The following is a 15,694-nucleotide window of genomic DNA, read 5'->3' as shown; positions in this document are numbered from 1 at the left end:
ACGTTAAACCGCAGTAGAAATACTGCTTGATGCCAATACGTTTTGTATATACACTTTGCGCATGGAGTTCACTTGGTCAGAAACAAAGCGTGCTGCGAACATCAAAGCCCACGGCCTTGACTTCTTGGATGCTGCAAGCGTTTTTGATGGCGTGACATTTACTTTCGAGGATGACCGTTTCTCCTACGGCGAGCAACGCTTCGTTACGCTGGGCATGCTCGCTGGCATCACTGTTTCAGTCGTACATACGGAGAATGAACATGAAATCCGCGTCATCTCGTTCCGAAAAGCTACCAAGCGCGAGTCGCAAATCTACTTCGATGAAATCCAAAACTGATTGGGCACGCCTGAAGTCCGGTGCGGGTGATGCAAAACCGACGTCCGAACACCCTGAGGCCGATGTAAAGCACATTGTTCGCGGCTTGGTTCGCAAGGGTTTGAAGCCGTTGCCGGCCAAAGCATCCATTTCGCTGCGAGTGGATCAAGATGTGCTTGAGTGGTTCAAGGCACAAGGGACTGGCTACCAGACACGGATCAATACAGTGCTCAGGGCGTTCCGTGACGCTTCGGTTTAACAGGTTGCTCGTCGCGGACACGCAGCCTCAGGTTGCCGCTTCGCGGCGCATGCTGCGTGCCGGACAGCGCCGACGTTGTCTGGAAACCATGAGCAACTGCAGGCGCTGATTTCCGCCGTTGCTGCGCACGGTTGGCAGGTTCAAAAAATCTTTTGAGCCATTTTTTAAGGTCAAATCGCCCTCCAGCCCAATCAGTGCGTGCGCAATAAGCTATCAAATTTATAGCATACAAAAAACCACGCCTAGTCTTCCGGCTCGGTTTTTCGCGGTGGCTTGGGCCGTGGCGGCTGGCTGGTGTGGATCAGCATGGTGGCTTTTTCCATCTCGCCGGCCAGCAGCTCGGGCACCGCCTTCAGGCAGCGCGCAATCGCGTCTTCCATCGCCGTGCGGTGTTCGGCCGAGGGCTTTTTCAGCACCCAGCTCACCACCTCGGCCTTGACGCCCGGATGGCCGACGCCGATGCGCAGGCGCCAGTAGTCGGGCGTGCCGAGTTGCGCATGAATGTCGCGCAGGCCGTTGTGGCCGGCATGGCTGCCGCCAAACTTGAGCTTGACCTGGCCCGGCACGATGTCCATCTCGTCGTGCGCCACCAGCACTTCGCTGGGCAAGACCTTGAAGAAGCGGGCCAGCGCGGCGACCGACTTGCCCGAGACATTCATGAAGGTCAGGGGCTTGAGCAGCCACACGGTTTGCCCGTTGACCGTGGTGCGGGCAACCTGGCCGTGGTAGCTTTTGTCCAGGCTGAGCGGCGCCTTCAGCTCACGCGCCAGTGCGTCAAGCCACCAGAAACCGGCGTTGTGGCGCGTCGCTTCGTATTCCGGGCCGGGGTTGCCCAGGCCAACAAACAGTTTGATCATGTTGCGTGATTGAAAGAAGGGTAGGCCCAGCGGGGCGGGCGCGTCGGGCAATTATCCGGCCTGATGCCTGCGCCCACGGTGGCGCGGCCAAAATGACGCGGGCAAAATCATGCAGCCAGAATGACGGGGCCAAAAGAAACGGCCCTTGTCCTCGGGCGAGGGCAAGGGCCGCAGACCTTTTCAGGTCAATGCTGCAAAGCGCGGTGCTTACTTTTTGGCGGCAGGCTTGGCGGCAGGCTTGGCAGCGGGCTTGGCCGCAGCTTTGCCACCCTTGGCATCGGCAGCGGGGGCGTCGGCGGCGGCCGGTGCGGCCTCGGGCTCGACCAAGAGGGCGGCAACCGACACCAGAACCGGGTTGTCCTGACCCTTGGCCACAAACTTCACGCCTTTTGGCAGCGTGATGTCCTTGACGTGCAGCGAGGTGCCTTTTTTCAGGCCACTCAAATCAACCGCGATGAACTCGGGAATGTCGGCCGGGAAGCACGACACGGTCAGCTCGGTCAGCACATGGTTGGCCAGGCAGTTTTCGGTCTTGATTGCCGGGGACTCTTCTTCGCCGCTGTAGTGCAGCGGCACTTTCACGGTCATGCGGGTCTTGGCTTCGACGCGCTGGAAGTCGATGTGCAGGATCTGCTGCTTGAACGGGTGCATCTGCAGGTCACGCAGCAAGACCTTGTGTTCTTTGCCGGCCAGTTCCATCTGCAGGATGGAGGCGTGGAAGGCTTCTTTCTTGATGGCGTGCCAGAGGGCGTTGTGATCGATCTCGATCAGCGTGGCCTCGGCGGTTCCACCGTAAACGATACCGGGCGTGCGGCCCGTGATGCGGAGACGGCGGCTCGCACCCGTGCCCTGCTTGGCGCGCTCAAAAGCGACGAATTTCATAAACTACTCCTTAAAGGGGCGGGCCGCGACCAGCTTGCCCCGACATAAAAAGGCTGCTCTGGCGCGCGAGTCAAAGGCTCGGGCGCCGGGCAGCCACCTTTTGGTTTCAGCTCAGAACAAACCGTCCTGCTCTGAAAACAAACTCATGACCGACTCTCCCTTGGAGATGCGCTGCATGGTTTCAGCGATCAACGGTGCCACGGAGAGTTGGCGAATTTTTTTGCAGGCCCGCGCGTGGTCGCTCAGCGCAATGGTGTTGGTGATCACCACTTCGTCGAGCGCGTCGCCCTGGGCAATGCGTTCAATCGCCGGACCCGAGAAAACCGGGTGCGTGCAATAGGCATAAACTTTTTTGGCGCCGCGGTCTTTCAGCACTTCGGCGGCCTTGACCAGCGTGCCGGCGGTGTCAATCATGTCGTCCATGATGACGCAGTTGCGGCCGTCGATGTCGCCAATGACGTGCATCACCTCCGACACATTGGCCTTGGGGCGGCGCTTGTCGATGATGGCCATGTCGCAGCCCAGCTGCTTGGCCAGCGCGCGCGCCCGCACTACACCGCCCACATCGGGCGAAACCACCATCAGGTCGGTGTAGTTGCGCTGGCGCAGGTCGCCCAGCAGCACCGGCGACGCATAGATGTTGTCGACCGGGATGTCGAAAAAGCCCTGAATCTGGTCGGCATGCAGGTCCATGGTCAGCACGCTGGTCACGCCGACGGCCTGCAGCATGTTGGCCACCACCTTGGCCGTGATCGGCACGCGGGCCGAACGCGGGCGGCGGTCTTGCCGGGCATAGCCAAAATAGGGAATCACGGCGGTGATGCGCTCGGCCGATGCGCGCTTGAGGGCATCGACCATGACCAGCAGTTCCATCAGGTTGTCGTTGGTCGGCGCGCTGGTGGACTGCACCACGAACACGTCGCGGGTGCGCACGTTTTGCTGGATCTCCACCGTGACTTCACCGTCTGAAAACCGGCCCACATGGGCGGCGCCCAGTGAAATGCCCAGGTGCTGGGCGATCTCGGAGGCCATGCTCGGGTTGGCATTGCCGGTGAAAACCATGAAGTCGGGGTGGTGCGTTTGCATGTGGGACTCAGCGAGAGTTGGACTTGAACGTGGCTGAAATTTCTATCGGGGCAAAAGACGCACGGGTAGCACGGGTTGCAACAGGGACTTGGCAGTGAGTGCCCCATACCGAAAATTGCTGCGTTTCCCAAAACATACAGACCCGCAAGCGGGCCTGTATTTCTCATTGAGATCCACCGCCCTCGGGGCGGGTCTCAACTTCAGCCGCACTTTGGGCGACTGATTCAAATTTTGGCAGGGGTGGAAGGATTCGAACCTGCGAATGCCGGAATCAAAATCCGGTGCCTTAACCAACTTGGCGACACCCCTACACAGGACAATTGCCGGTTTGCGCACCGGGACTTGAAGCAGCCCCAACACACCCACCGCAACCAACCTATAACCTGTCTGTCAATCGTCATCTGTCAATCGTCGTCTGTCAATCCTCGTCCGCTAACGCTTTCTCAAGGGCCGGATTTTACCAACCCGCCAGAGGGTGCGTTTGCAGATTGCTGCATTTTTGAATTTTCCAGTCGCCCGGAGCGTCTGATAAATCCTGCAGATCGACGTCTTGCAGCAACTGCGCAAACACCGCACTTCCAGAGCCGGTCATGCGTCCTTCAAGCCCCTTTGCAGCCAGCCAATCGAGCGATTGAACCATCTGCGGGCAGAGCAACTGCGCGACCGGCTGCAAGTCGTTATGGCCAAATCTGAAGATCAGATTCTTGTCGCCATTAGCATTTGCAGCAAAGCCTTGGATTGTAGCAGTTTTGGTATCGCGTTTTAGGCCGGGCGCGCTGAAAATGCTTTGGGTCGGCAGCCCGGCCGCGGGCTTGACCACCACAAAGTGCGCCGGCGGCAGGGCAATCGGGGTGATGGCCTCGCCAATGCCTTCGACCCAGGCATGGCCGCCGGAGAGGAAAAACGGCACGTCGGCACCCAGCGACAGGGCGATGGCGTGCAGTTTGTCGGGCGGCAGGCGCACGCCCCAGAGCCGTTGCAGCGCCAGCAGGCAGCTCGCCGCGTCAGACGAGCCGCCGCCCATGCCGGCCTGCGCGGGAATGCGTTTTTCAAGGCTGATGTGAACCCCCAGCGCGGTGCCGCAGGCCGCCTGCAGGGCTCTGGCGGCGCGCACGGTCAGGTCGTCGGCCGGCAGCGCCTCTGGGGCAGTTTGCGCCGGCCCGCCCAGATCGGCCCGGCTGATCCGGCCGTCGCTGCGCAGTTCAAAGTGCAGGGTGTCGCACCAGTCGATCAGCATGAACACCGACTGCAGCAGGTGGTAACCGTCGGCCCTTTGCCCGGTGATGTGCAAAAACAGGTTGAGCTTGGCGGGTGCGGGGACGTCGTAAAGGGCTTGGAGTGGGCGGGTCACGTGGGCAGGATGCAAAAAAAGCGCGAGACGGCGGCCAGCCTTATTGATCCAGCACGACCCGCAGGTCGGCCTGGGGCAGGGGCTGGGCTCGGGTGGCGGTGATGCGGCCTTCGCTGCGGCGCGACAGGTCGGCCGACCAGCCGCTGACGCTGGCGTTGTCGCCCTGCAGCCAGGCGAACAACGCGCTGAGCGGCACAGCGGCGCCGGTGGCCTGCGCCATCAGCTCGTCAACCGAGGCGAAGCGCTGAATCTTCTGGTTGCCCGAGTCCAGCGTGGCCTCGCCCGGCGCCCAGCGCAGCACGCCCAGCACATTGCCCAGCGGGCTGATCAGGGTCAGCTCGCCGCGCTCGGGCTGGCCCTTGAGCTCAAAGCCGGCCGAAAACGACTGCGCGGTCTCGCTTTGGACCTGCAGGCTGATGCGGCCCGACCAGAACGATGATTTGGAGTCAATTAGCGGGCTGGTCGAGGCAGGACGTGCGCAACCAGCTATTAAAATAATAGCAAATAGCAGTGCTGAAAGCGGCGCAAGGCGCGGGCGGAGCGTGCTGAACAAGGGGACGGTCCGGGTTACAGCTTCACGCGCAGGCGCTTGAGCGTCTCGAGCAGGGTTTCGTTGTCCGGATTGAGCAGCTTGCCTTCCTTCCAGATCGCCACGGCGCGGTCGCGCTGGCCCATGCTCCAGAGCACCTCACCGTAGTGGGCGGCAATTTCGGCGTCGGGTTTGGCCTTGTAGGCGGCTTCAAAAATCTGCACCGCTTCAGCCTTGTTGCCCATGCGAAATTCGACCCAGCCCAGGCTGTCCTTGATGAAGGGGTCGGACGGCGCGTATTCCAGTGCCTTGCGAATCAGGTCACGCGCTTCCGGCAGCCGCACGCTGCGTTCGGCGAACGAGTAGCCCAGCGCGTTGTAGGCATGGTGGTAGTCGGGCTTTTGCTGTATCACCAGGCGCAGCAGGCGTTCCATCTGGTCCAGGCGGCCGAGCTTTTCGGCCATCATGGCCTGGTCGTAGATCAGATCAGGCTCGTTGGGCGTTTTGACCAGGGCCTGCCCCAGCACATCGTAGGCCAGCTGGTAGTGCTTGAAATCGCGCAGCAGGCTCACCTCGGCCGTGACCTTCATGCGCGCGTCGGCGGGGCTGCGCTCGGGCAACTGGCGAATCAGCTGGCGGCCTTCTTCGAGCTTGCCCTGGCTGGCCAGAATGGACGCGCGCCGGGTCTGCGCCAGGCCGAGGTCGGAGGGGTTTTCGATCTTGTTCAGCCAGCCTTCTGCGGCGGCATAGTCCTTGCGCTTTTCGGCCACTTGCGACAGCGCCAGGTAAGCCTGGGCCAGGCCGCGGTTGCGGTCGGCTTCGGCGCTGGTCTTCAGGGCCAGGGCGACATAGCGCTCCAGCGAAGCCTGCGCCGGCGCCAGCTGGTTGTCCTGCAATTGCAGGGAACCCAGAACCAGCCAGCCCTCGGGATAGTCGGGTTTTTCGCGGGTCACGATCTGCAGCTGCGCGGCCGCTTCGGCATAGCGCTGCAGGTCCAGCAGGGCGCGTGCATAGCTCATGCGGATGTCGGGCTGGGCGGCGGCGTTGCCGCTGAGGTAGGTTTTCACCAGCGCCTCGGCTTCGGGCAACTTCGGGTCTATCAGTTCCAGCGCCACCAGCAGCGGGCCGTCGGCGCGCGGGTCCAGGGCCTGGCCGCGTTTGGCAGCGTCCAGCGCGCCGCGGTTGTCGCCCGCAGCCAGACGCATGCGCCCCACGGCGGTCCAGGCGGCGCTGGCGATGGCCGGATTCGCGGCATTGTTCAGGTAGTCGGCCAGGGCCGCTTCCACCACCACCGCGGTCTGCTTTTTGTCGGTGACGCGGGCGTAAACCCGCGGGACTGCCGTCAGCGCGGCGGCGCGCTCACCGGCGCTGGCCAGCGCAATCTCGGTTTTCAGGGGATCGGCCGAATCGGCGATGCGGTTCAGGGCAATTAGGATCTGCAGCACATAGCGGTTGGCCTCGCGCGAAGCGGGCTGGGCCTGTTTCCAGGCGGTGGCCGCCTGCAGCGCCGAATCGCCCGAGCGCGACTGCAGGGCAATGTCGGTGGCGCGCTGGTAAAGCTGGGCATCGCCGGTTTTCCGGGCGGCATCTAGCATCAGGGCAAAGCCGGCGGCGGGCTCGCCCTCCTGCGTGGTCAGTTCGCCCACCAGCAACTGGTAAAACAGTGCGCTGTTCAGGGTCGATGAGGGCGCGGACTCCTGCGCCGCCTTGGCTTCGGCAAGGCCCGAGCCCGCGGGTTCGGGTGCCGCGGTCTGCGCCAGCACCCAGGGAGCCGCCAGCCACAGGCAACCAAAAGCAATGCCAAGTTTTTTCATCATCAGCCATGATAATTGAAGCTCCAGGCAAGCGGTTTTCAAGACCGTCCTTGGGCTTGATGCCGGTGTTGATGTTGCTACCCCCTTTATTTGTGAGCCCATGCCTGAACTGCCCGAAGTTGAAGTGACCCGCCTGAGCTTTGCCGGCCGCATCGCCGGTGCCAGCATTGAGGCCGTGGCCCTGGGCAAGCCGCTGCGCTGGCCGCTGGGCTGCGAGCCGCAGCGACTCGTTGGCCAGCAGGTGCTGGGCGTGCGCCGGCGCGGCAAATACCTGCTGGTGGACCTGAGCGACGGCCTGCTGCTGCTGCACCTGGGCATGTCGGGCAGCCTGGGTTTTGGCAGCGGCCTGTCCGCGCCGGGCAAGCATGACCATTTTGAACTGGTCACCAGCCAGGGCACGCTGCGCCTGAACGACCCGCGCCGCTTTGGCGCCGTGGTGTATGCGCAGAGCGAAGCCGACCCGGTGGCGCACAAACTGCTGGGCCGGCTCGGCGTGGAGCCGCTCAGCGAGGCCTTTGAGGCGGCCGCCTTTCACCAGGCGCTCCAGCGCCGCCAGACCGCCATCAAGCAGGTATTGCTGGGCGGCGAGGCAGTGGTCGGCGTGGGCAATATTTACGCCTCCGAGGCCCTGTTTCTGGCCGGCATTAGGCCCACCACGCCGGCCTGCCGCATCAGCAGGCCGCGCGCGGCGTTGCTGCATCGCGCCATTCGGGAGGTATTGACACAGGCGGTTACAAAAGGGGGCAGCACCCTGAAGGACTTTTCCAATGCGCATGGCGAGGCCGGTTATTTCCAGCTGGAAGCCATGGTTTACGACCGCGGCGGGCTGCCTTGCAAAGTGTGCACAGCCAGCATCAAGAGCATCCGGCAGGGACAGCGTTCGACTTTTTACTGTGCCCGCTGCCAGAAACCGTAAATTCCACACGGCTTCGGCCATGGTCGTTTCGGGTGGGCGATGCTATATTGGCCAGTCACACTTTTACGGTTGTTCATGTCTTTTAACGAAAAATTTGACCAGCATGGTGTCTGGCGGCGCGAATTTGCGCTGCGCCTGAAGCTGCTCGCCGAGTGGATGAAAGACCACGACCTGCTGGACGCCGCGGTCGAGGAGCGGCTGCACCGGCTGGAATCGCAGGTGCGCTCGGACAAGGTCATGGTGGCTTTTGTGGCAGAGTTTTCACGCGGCAAGTCCGAACTGATCAATGCCATTTTCTTTGCCGGTTATGGGCGCCGCATCATGCCGGCCAGTGCCGGGCGCACCACCATGTGCCCGACCGAGCTCGGTTATGACGCCGAGGTGCCGCCCAGCCTGCGCCTGTTGCCGATCGAAACCCGTCTGCAGCCGCAGGCCCTGGTGGAGTGGCGCCTGGCACCCGAAAAATGGACCCGCATCGACCTGGATGTGAACAACCCGGCGCAGCTGGCGCAGGCTCTCGAAAAAGTGGCCGAAGTGCGGCAAGTCAGCAAGGATGAAGCCCGGGCGCTGGGCTTTTGGCATGACAGCAGCCCCGATGACAACCCGCTGGTGGGCGCGAACGGACTGGTCGAGGTGCCGAAATGGCGCCATGCGCTGATCAATATTGCCCACCCCCTGCTCAAGCAGGGCCTGGTCATTCTGGACACGCCGGGCCTGAACGCGATCGGCGCCGAGCCCGAACTGACGGTGAGCCTGATTCCGCAGGCGCATGCGGTGGTTTTCATTCTGGCGGCCGATACCGGCGTGACCAAATCCGACCTGGCGATCTGGCGCGAACACCTGATTACCGAAGGCGAGGCCAGCGACGGGCGGCTGGTGGTGCTGAACAAGATCGACACGCTGTGGGACGCCCTGAGCTCGCCCGAACAGGTGCAGGCGCAGATTGACCGGCAAAGGGCCACCTCGGCCGAGATCCTGGGTCTGCCCGAATCGCAGGTGATTCCGGTTTCGGCGCAAAAAGGGCTGGTGGCCAAGGTCACGCACGACCAGCAGCTGCTGCAGGCGAGCTGTTTGCCGGCGCTTGAAAAAGCGCTGGGCGAGGGCGTGATGGGCCAGCGCCAGAAAATTCTGCGCGCTGCCGTCGCCGGCGGCATCAACGAGTTGCGGGCCGAGGCTGGCCGCGCCATGAGCATTCGCCGCCGTGACCTGGCCGAGCAGATGATGGAGCTGCGCGGCCTGCGCGGCAAAAACGTCTCGGTGATCCGGCATATGCGCAGCCGCATCGAGCAGGAGCAGGCCGAGTTTGACGGTAGCGGCGCCAAGATTTACGCGGTGCGTTCGGTGCACCTCAAACTGCTGCGCGAGGTGTTCAATCTGCTCAGCACGCCCACGCTACGGGCCGAGCTGGCCGAGTTGACGCATGCGCTCAAGCAGCCCGGCATCAAGCTGGGTGTCAAACGGGCCTATGGCCAGACCTTTTCGCGGCTGCGCGAAGGCCTGCAAAAGGCGCAGATCCTCAGCACCGAAATCCAGTCCATGCTGACCGCATCGTTTCGCCAGCTCAATGCCGAATTCAGTTTTTCGCTGCAGGCGCCCAAAGAGCCCGAGTTGACGCGTTACATCCATGACCTGGACCAGATTGAGCGCAGCCATTTGCAGTACCTGGGGGTCAGCAATGTGCTGAAACTCTCGCAGGCCGAATTTTCCGAGCGACTGGTGCGCGCCCTGGCCACGCGTCTGCGCGGGGTCTACGAATCCGCTCTGGGCGAGGTGGAGCTCTGGAACAAGTCCGCCGCATCGCAACTCGATGCGCAGTTGCGTGAGCGGCGCCGCAATTTTGGTCGCCGGCTGGAGGCCATAGAGCGCATCCAGCAGGCCGCCACCGGGCTCGATGAACGGATTGCGGAAATTGACACGCAGGAAGGCGTGCTCAACGAGCTCGACGCCAAGCTGACGCAGCTGACCTCGCACCTGCTGAGCGGGTCTGCGCCGCAAGCCAGGGCGTCCGTCAGCTTCAATGCCGCGGAACCCGTGGCACTGAGCCAGGCGGCCTGAGGCTTGACGCAAGAAGCGCTTTCAGGCTTTGCCGCGGACATCGTGCGCTGGCAAACGGCGCACGGGCGCAACAGCCTGCCCTGGCAGAACACGCGCGACCCTTACCGGGTCTGGCTGTCCGAAATCATGTTGCAGCAGACCCAGGTAGCCACGGTGCTGGACTATTACCCCCGGTTTTTGCAGCGCTTTCCCAGCGTGGAGCAACTGGCCGAGGCCGACCAGGACGAGGTGCTGGCGCTGTGGAGTGGCCTGGGCTACTACAGCCGTGCGCGCAATCTGCACCGGGGAGCGCAGGCGGTGATGGCGCTGCACGCCGGGCAGTTTCCGCGCACGGCGGAGCAGCTGCAGACCCTGCCCGGCATAGGCCGCTCGACGGCGGCCGCGATTGCCTCGTTCTGCTTTGGTGAGCGGGTTGCCATTCTGGATGGCAACGTCAAACGCGTGTTGACGCGGGTTCTTGGATTCTCGGATGACCTGGCGCAAAGCGCCCATGAACGGGCGCTCTGGAGCCGGGCCACCGAGTTGCTGCCCAACAACCATTTGGCCGACACCATGCCGCGTTACACCCAGGGGCTGATGGACCTGGGCGCGACGATTTGCCGGGGCCGCCAGCCGCAGTGCCTGCTGTGTCCGGTGCAGGCCCGCTGCCGCGGCCTGGCGAGCGGCGAACCCGAGCGCTACCCCGTCAAGACCCGGAAATTAAAGCGCAGCGCGCAGGCACTCAGCCTGCTGTGGGCGCAGCGCCCCGACGGCTCGGTCTGGCTCGAAAAGCGCCCCAGTCCCGGCATCTGGGGTGGCCTGTATTGCCTGCCCGTGTTTGAAAGTGACGAGGCGCTGAAAACCTTGTTGCCGCCAGGCCTGCGGGCCAGGCTCGAGCCGCTGCCCGGGTTTGTGCATGTGCTGACGCACAAGGACTTGCACTTGTCGCCCTGGCGGGCCGGCTTTCGGGCCAGTCAGACCTTGCCCAAGGCCATGGCTTCAGCGCAGCGTCCGGGTGCCTGGTTTGGCTCGGCGGCCTGGCCAGGTCTGGGGCTGCCTGCGCCGATCAGAAAACTACTCGAATCAAGCTCTAGCCCAGTCGCAACAAGCGTATCTAGCTATTAATTTTGTAGCATTCAGCCCGCGTCGAGTTCGCGGTGGCGCTTCAGGGTGGGCCAGTGCCGGGCGAAGGCCGCGCTCAGCTTTTCGACCAGGTAGACCGACCGGTGCTGCCCGCCGGTGCAGCCTATGGCCACCGTGACATAGCTGCGGTGGTCACGCACCAGCGCCTGCAGCCAGTGGCTGAGGAATTGCTCGATGTGCCCGAACATGTCGTCCACTTCTGAGTACGACTTCAGGTAGTCGGCGACAGGCTGGTCACGCCCGCTCAGGTGGCGCAGCGCCGGCTCGTAGTGCGGGTTGGGCAGCATGCGCACGTCAAACACATAATCGGCGTCCAGCGGCACGCCGCGCTTGAAGGCGAAGGACTCAAACACCAGCGTCAGCTGGGTCGCCGGTGTCGAGATCAGCGACTTCACATAGCCCTGCAACTGCGCCGACCGGATCATGCTGGTGTCCAGCACATGGGCCTCTTCGCGCAGCTCGCTAAGCAGCTCGCGCTCCAGCTCGATGGCGTCGACCAGCGCCCGGTGCTGGTCGGAGGCGTCCATGCGCGACAGCGGGTGCAGCCGCCGGGTTTCGGAAAATCGCCGCACCAGGGTTTCGGTATTGGCGTCCAGAAACAGCGACTGCACGGCCACGCCCTGGTCGCGCAATTGCCGCAGCTGCTGCGGCACCAGCGGCAGCGAGGTCGCGCTGCGCACGTCCATCGCGATGGCTACCTTGCGCGCGCCAGGGCGCTGCTCCAGCGCCACGAAAGGGGTGAGCAGCTCGGGCGGCAGGTTGTCCACGCAGTAGTAACCGGCATCTTCCAGCGCATGCAGGGCCACCGACTTGCCGGAACCCGACATGCCGGTGATCAGCACCATTTCCAGCGTCATCGTCATCGCTCCAGCATTTCCTTGGCGTGCGCCAGGGTGGTGCCAGACAGGCGCTCGCCGCCCAGCATGCGGGCGATTTCTGCCACGCGTTGCTCGCCGTTGACATGGTCCACGCTGCTGAAGGTGGCATTTTTCTCGCTGCGCTTGGCCACCACCAGATGCTGGTCGGCGCAGGCCGCGACCTGGGGCAGATGGGTCACCGCCAGCACCTGCCGGTCCTTGCCGAGCTGCTTCATCAGGCGGCCCACGGTTTCGGCGACGGCGCCGCCCACGCCGGAATCCACCTCGTCAAAGATCAGGGTTTGCGCCTGCCCGAGCTGGCTGGTGGTGACGGCAATGGCCAGCGCAATCCGCGACAGCTCGCCGCCAGACGCGACCTTGCCGACCGGTCTGGGCGTGCTGCCGCTGTGGCCGGCGACCAGAAACTCGGCCTGCTCCAGGCCATGCTGGGCTGGCTGCTCAAGGGGGGTCAGCGCGACCTCAAATTTTCCGCCCTGCATGCCCAGGCCCTGCATCGCCAGCGTGATGGCCTTGGCCAGCTGGGGTGCGGCCCTGCCGCGCGATTTTGAAACCAGCCGGGCTTCCTGCAAATAAGCGGCTTCGGCCTGATGCTCGTTTTTCTCGAGCTGGGCCAGGTCGGCCGCTTCGTCGAGCTTGTGCAGCTCGACCTGCCAGGACGCCAGCAACTCGGGCAGCTCGGCCGGCGGGCGTTTGTAGCGCCTGGCCAGGCCAACCCACAGCGACAGCCGTTCGTCCAGCTCGGCCAGGCGCTGCGGTTCCAGCTCGGCATGCCGCGCGTAGCCGTGCAGGGAATGCACGACGTCTTCGATTTGCGCCAGGGCACCATTCAAAACCTCGGTTAGCCCTTTGAATTCGCGCTCTATATGCTCCTGATTTTGTAGCGCATGAAGGGCGCGCGAGACCAGCGCGGCGGCGTTGTCGTCGGCTTCCTGCAGGGCTTCGACGGCGCTCTGCACCGCGTCGCGCAGGGCCTGCGCGTTGGACAGGCGGCCGTGCTGGGCATTGAGTTCGGCCCATTCATCGGCACCTGGGGCCAGCTTGCCCAGTTCGCCGATTTGCCAGGCCAGGCGCTCGCGCTCGCGCTGCAGGCTGTCCTGCGCGGCGCGCGCCTCGGCCAGTGTTTTCTGGGCCAGGCGCCATTGCTGCCAACGCAGGCTCAAGGCTTCGGTGGACAGCTGCGCATACGAGTCGAGCAGGCCGCGCACCGCGTCGGGCCGGGTCAGGCTTTGCCAGGCGTGCTGGCCATGAATGTCCACCAGCCGGTCGGCGATGTCCTTGAGCTGGGTCGCGGTGGCCGCGCTGCCATTGATCCAGGCCCGGCTCTTGCCCTGCGCATCGATCGTGCGGCGCAGCAGCAGGCTGTCTGCCGCCTCGAAACCCGCTTGTTCCAGCCAGGGCATCAGCGCAGCGGGGCGGTCGAACTCGGCGCTGATTTCGCAGCGCTGAGCGCCTTCCCGGATCACGCTCACATCGGCGCGCGCGCCCAGCGCCAGCTGCAGCGCATCTATCAAAATCGACTTGCCGGCCCCGGTTTCGCCGGTGAGCACCGTGAACCCGTCGGACAGGTCCAGGTCCAGTTCTTTGACGATAACGAAATCGCGAAGCGAAATGCTTTTAAGGCTCATAAGTTGGGGTCAATCCGGAGCAGGGCAGGGCATGCCGGGTTCAGGCAACGCCTTCGTTCCAGTGAAGTTTTTTGCGCAGGGTATCAAAGTAGCTCCAGCCCTTGGGATGCAGGAAACGCATCTGGTGCTCCGAGCGCCTGACGGTGATCCGGTCGCCGTGCAGCAGGCTGGCCAGCGACTGCATGTCAAAGTTCGCGCTGGCATCCCGGCCTGCTACTATTTCGATAGCAATTTCGCCAGAATCCGAAAGGACTATCGGCCTGTTTGATAGCGTATGCGGGGCGATGGGGACGAGAATCCAGCCGGGGATGGAGGGGTGCAGCAGCGGGCCGCCGGCCGACAGGGCGTAGGCGGTGGAGCCGGTCGGCGAGGCAATGATCAGGCCGTCCGCGCGCTGGTTGGCCACGAAGCGGCCATCGACTTCGACCCGCAACTCGACCATGCCGGCGGTGGCGCCGCGATTGACGACGACGTCGTTCATGGCCGTGGCACTGAAGACGCAGTGGCCGTCGCGCACCACCTTGGCCTGCATCATCCAGCGCCGGTCTTCCTCATACTCGCCGCGCAGCATGGGCCTGAGCGTGCTCTGGTAGTCTTCAAAGGCGATGTCGGTGATGAAGCCGAGCCGGCCCTGGTTGATGCCGACCAGCGGCACGCCAAACTGGGCCAGCAGCCGGCCTATGCCGAGCATGGTGCCGTCGCCGCCAACCACCAGCGCCAGGTCGCATTGGGCGCCTATCTGGGCCGCATCCAGCGTTGGAAACTGCGTCAGCCCGGTGTTGCTCGCAGTGTCCTGCTCCAGCGCCACATCGCAGCCCTGGGTGCCCAGAAAATGTGCAATGTCTTCCAGCGCAGAACGGGACCCCTGGGCGTGGTACTTGCCGATCAGTGCGACATGGCGGAATTGCGACTTCATCAGCAAATTACATCACAACACGGTGACCGAAGCTTCGTAGAATGACTGCATGCTTGATGATCGTGCCCGGTTGTTGCTCAAAGCGCTGGTGGAGCGCTACATCGCTGATGGCCAGCCGGTGGGGTCGCGCACGCTGTCCAGGGCCTCCGGCCTTGAACTGTCGCCCGCCACCATACGCAACGTGATGAGCGACCTTGAAGAACTCGGCCTGATCGTCAGCCCGCACACTTCGGCCGGCCGCATCCCCACGGCCAGGGGCTACCGGCTTTTCGTCGACACCATGCTGACCATGCAGCGCGACCCGCTGCCCTCCGGCGTTCACATTCCGGTGCCCAGACTGGCGCCCGACCAGCCGCAAAAGGTTTTCAGCAACGCGGCGCACATGCTGTCCAGCCTGTCGCAGTTTGTTGGTGTGGTGATGGCACCGCGACGCACCTCGGTGTTCAGGCATATCGAGTTCTTGCGCCTGTCAGAAAGGCGTTTTCTGGTGATCATCGTCTCGCCCGACGGCGATGTGCAAAACCGCGTCATCTTTACCGAGGCCGACTACACCCAGTCGCAGTTGATAGAGGCGGCCAACTTTCTGAACTCGCACTATGCGGGCATGGCGATTGAAGAGGTGCGCGAGCGCCTGAAAAATGAGGTCGAGGCCCTGCGGGGCGAGATCGCCAGCCTGATGCAGGCGGCGGTGCTGGTCAGTTCCGAGGCCATCGAGTCGCGTGATGAAGTGGTCGTCTCGGGTGAACGCAACCTGCTGGCGGTTAGCGACTTTTCGGGCGACCTGGGCAATCTGCGAAAGCTGTTCGACCTGTTCGAGCAGAAGGCACAATTAATGCGCCTGCTGGATGTTTCAAGCCGGGCCGAAGGGGTGCGAATTTACATTGGCGGCGAGAGCCAGGTCATCCCCTACCAGGAGCTGTCGGTGGTGACGGCGCCGTATGAAGTCGATGGCCAGGTCGTTGGAACGCTGGGCGTGATTGGCCCCATGCGAATGCCTTACGAAAAAATGATCCAGATTGTCGACATTACGTCCAAGCTGGTTAGCTCGGCCCTCAGCCACAGCAAGTAGGCCCTTACAATCGCAGTCT

Annotated in this window: 15 protein-coding genes and 1 tRNA gene; 6 read left to right on the top strand and 10 right to left on the bottom strand. The window is 63.4% G+C overall.

The window, feature by feature from the left end:
* Positions 1–61 precede the first annotated feature (61 nt).
* Both RMO23_RS08220 and RMO23_RS08215 read left to right on the top strand, forming a co-directional pair.
* Positions 62–337, top strand: a complete 276-nt coding sequence (locus RMO23_RS08220) for a BrnT family toxin (protein WP_309680313.1) — start codon at positions 62–64, stop codon at positions 335–337.
* Complete coding sequence (locus tag RMO23_RS08215) at positions 321–575, top strand: BrnA antitoxin family protein (RefSeq protein WP_309680311.1); 255 nt, start codon at positions 321–323, stop codon at positions 573–575. Before RMO23_RS08220 ends, RMO23_RS08215 begins: the two co-directional genes overlap by 17 nt.
* Positions 576–817: 242 nt before the next feature.
* Here the strand turns inward: RMO23_RS08215 and pth are convergent, their stop codons facing one another.
* The 7 genes from pth to RMO23_RS08180 all read right to left on the bottom strand — a co-directional run bounded on the left by pth (position 818) and on the right by RMO23_RS08180 (position 7,097).
* Positions 818–1,432, bottom strand: a complete 615-nt coding sequence (gene pth, locus RMO23_RS08210) for an aminoacyl-tRNA hydrolase (protein WP_309680309.1) — start codon at positions 1,430–1,432, stop codon at positions 818–820.
* A gap of 207 nt (positions 1,433–1,639) precedes the next feature.
* Positions 1,640–2,314 carry a 50S ribosomal protein L25/general stress protein Ctc gene (locus RMO23_RS08205; RefSeq protein WP_309680307.1) on the bottom strand — a complete coding sequence of 225 codons (675 nt, stop codon included), beginning with the start codon at positions 2,312–2,314 and terminating at the stop codon, positions 1,640–1,642.
* 111 nt (positions 2,315–2,425) lie between these two features.
* The gene (locus RMO23_RS08200) at positions 2,426–3,400 is read right to left on the bottom strand and encodes a ribose-phosphate pyrophosphokinase (protein ID WP_309680305.1); all 975 of its coding nucleotides are present in this window, start codon (positions 3,398–3,400) and stop codon (positions 2,426–2,428) included.
* 232 nt (positions 3,401–3,632) lie between these two features.
* Positions 3,633–3,709: transfer RNA gene (locus RMO23_RS08195), tRNA-Gln, on the bottom strand.
* Positions 3,710–3,857: 148 nt separating this feature from the next.
* The gene (gene ispE / locus RMO23_RS08190) at positions 3,858–4,751 is read right to left on the bottom strand and encodes a 4-(cytidine 5'-diphospho)-2-C-methyl-D-erythritol kinase (RefSeq protein WP_309680304.1); all 894 of its coding nucleotides are present in this window, start codon (positions 4,749–4,751) and stop codon (positions 3,858–3,860) included.
* 40 nt (positions 4,752–4,791) lie between these two features.
* Positions 4,792–5,304: a lipoprotein insertase outer membrane protein LolB gene (locus RMO23_RS08185; protein WP_309680302.1), complete on the bottom strand. Its 513-nt coding sequence runs from the start codon at positions 5,302–5,304 to the stop codon at positions 4,792–4,794.
* A gap of 14 nt (positions 5,305–5,318) precedes the next feature.
* A complete protein-coding gene (locus RMO23_RS08180; protein WP_309680300.1) occupies positions 5,319–7,097 on the bottom strand; it encodes a tetratricopeptide repeat protein in 1,779 nt (592 codons plus the stop codon).
* Between the two features lie 97 nt (positions 7,098–7,194).
* On the opposite strand from RMO23_RS08180, the gene mutM reads away from it, so the two are divergent.
* From mutM to mutY, 3 genes are all read left to right on the top strand, one after another.
* Positions 7,195–8,010, top strand: coding sequence for a bifunctional DNA-formamidopyrimidine glycosylase/DNA-(apurinic or apyrimidinic site) lyase (gene mutM, locus RMO23_RS08175; protein WP_309680298.1), 816 nt, complete (start codon positions 7,195–7,197; stop codon positions 8,008–8,010).
* Between the two features lie 75 nt (positions 8,011–8,085).
* A complete protein-coding gene (locus RMO23_RS08170; protein ID WP_309680296.1) occupies positions 8,086–10,065 on the top strand; it encodes a dynamin family protein in 1,980 nt (659 codons plus the stop codon).
* 3 nt (positions 10,066–10,068) lie between these two features.
* Positions 10,069–11,169 (top strand): A/G-specific adenine glycosylase, encoded by a 1,101-nt coding sequence (gene mutY / locus RMO23_RS08165; protein ID WP_309680294.1) that lies wholly within the window; start codon positions 10,069–10,071, stop codon positions 11,167–11,169.
* Positions 11,170–11,180: 11 nt separating this feature from the next.
* Here mutY and rapZ read toward each other — a convergent pair whose 3' ends face one another.
* From rapZ to RMO23_RS08150, 3 genes are read right to left on the bottom strand one after another with little or no spacing between them, the layout of a single operon-like run.
* Positions 11,181–12,044: an RNase adapter RapZ gene (gene rapZ / locus RMO23_RS08160; protein ID WP_309680315.1), complete on the bottom strand. Its 864-nt coding sequence runs from the start codon at positions 12,042–12,044 to the stop codon at positions 11,181–11,183.
* A gap of 2 nt (positions 12,045–12,046) precedes the next feature.
* Positions 12,047–13,690, bottom strand: coding sequence for a DNA repair protein RecN (gene recN / locus RMO23_RS08155; protein ID WP_309680292.1), 1,644 nt, complete (start codon positions 13,688–13,690; stop codon positions 12,047–12,049).
* Positions 13,691–13,730: 40 nt separating this feature from the next.
* A complete protein-coding gene (locus RMO23_RS08150; protein WP_309680290.1) occupies positions 13,731–14,606 on the bottom strand; it encodes an NAD kinase in 876 nt (291 codons plus the stop codon).
* A gap of 49 nt (positions 14,607–14,655) precedes the next feature.
* On the opposite strand from RMO23_RS08150, the gene hrcA reads away from it, so the two are divergent.
* Positions 14,656–15,675: a heat-inducible transcriptional repressor HrcA gene (hrcA, locus tag RMO23_RS08145; protein ID WP_309680288.1), complete on the top strand. Its 1,020-nt coding sequence runs from the start codon at positions 14,656–14,658 to the stop codon at positions 15,673–15,675.
* Positions 15,676–15,694 lie beyond the last annotated feature (19 nt).

The organism is Polaromonas sp. (genome assembly GCF_031411155.1).
Lineage (GTDB): Bacteria > Pseudomonadota > Gammaproteobacteria > Burkholderiales > Burkholderiaceae_C > Polaromonas.
The sequence above is the reverse complement of the archived record's forward strand: the minus strand, read 5'-3'. Positions and strand labels throughout refer to the sequence as shown.

What these genes read in the sequence shown, in the direction of transcription:
- RMO23_RS08205 (WP_309680307.1), bottom strand. Translation starts at nt 2,314, where the DNA reads ATGAAATTCGTCGCTTTTGAGCGCGCCAAGCAGGGCACGGGTGCGAGC.
- RMO23_RS08170 (WP_309680296.1), top strand. Translation starts at nt 8,086, where the DNA reads ATGTCTTTTAACGAAAAATTTGACCAGCATGGTGTCTGGCGGCGCGAA.
- RMO23_RS08220 (WP_309680313.1), top strand. Translation starts at nt 62, where the DNA reads ATGGAGTTCACTTGGTCAGAAACAAAGCGTGCTGCGAACATCAAAGCC.
- RMO23_RS08215 (WP_309680311.1), top strand. Translation starts at nt 321, where the DNA reads ATGAAATCCAAAACTGATTGGGCACGCCTGAAGTCCGGTGCGGGTGAT.
- hrcA (WP_309680288.1), top strand. Translation starts at nt 14,656, where the DNA reads ATGCTTGATGATCGTGCCCGGTTGTTGCTCAAAGCGCTGGTGGAGCGC.
- RMO23_RS08200 (WP_309680305.1), bottom strand. Translation starts at nt 3,400, where the DNA reads ATGCAAACGCACCACCCCGACTTCATGGTTTTCACCGGCAATGCCAAC.
- RMO23_RS08150 (WP_309680290.1), bottom strand. Translation starts at nt 14,606, where the DNA reads ATGAAGTCGCAATTCCGCCATGTCGCACTGATCGGCAAGTACCACGCC.
- mutM (WP_309680298.1), top strand. Translation starts at nt 7,195, where the DNA reads ATGCCTGAACTGCCCGAAGTTGAAGTGACCCGCCTGAGCTTTGCCGGC.
- recN (WP_309680292.1), bottom strand. Translation starts at nt 13,690, where the DNA reads ATGAGCCTTAAAAGCATTTCGCTTCGCGATTTCGTTATCGTCAAAGAA.
- RMO23_RS08180 (WP_309680300.1), bottom strand. Translation starts at nt 7,097, where the DNA reads ATGATGAAAAAACTTGGCATTGCTTTTGGTTGCCTGTGGCTGGCGGCT.
- pth (WP_309680309.1), bottom strand. Translation starts at nt 1,432, where the DNA reads ATGATCAAACTGTTTGTTGGCCTGGGCAACCCCGGCCCGGAATACGAA.
- rapZ (WP_309680315.1), bottom strand. Translation starts at nt 12,044, where the DNA reads ATGACGCTGGAAATGGTGCTGATCACCGGCATGTCGGGTTCCGGCAAG.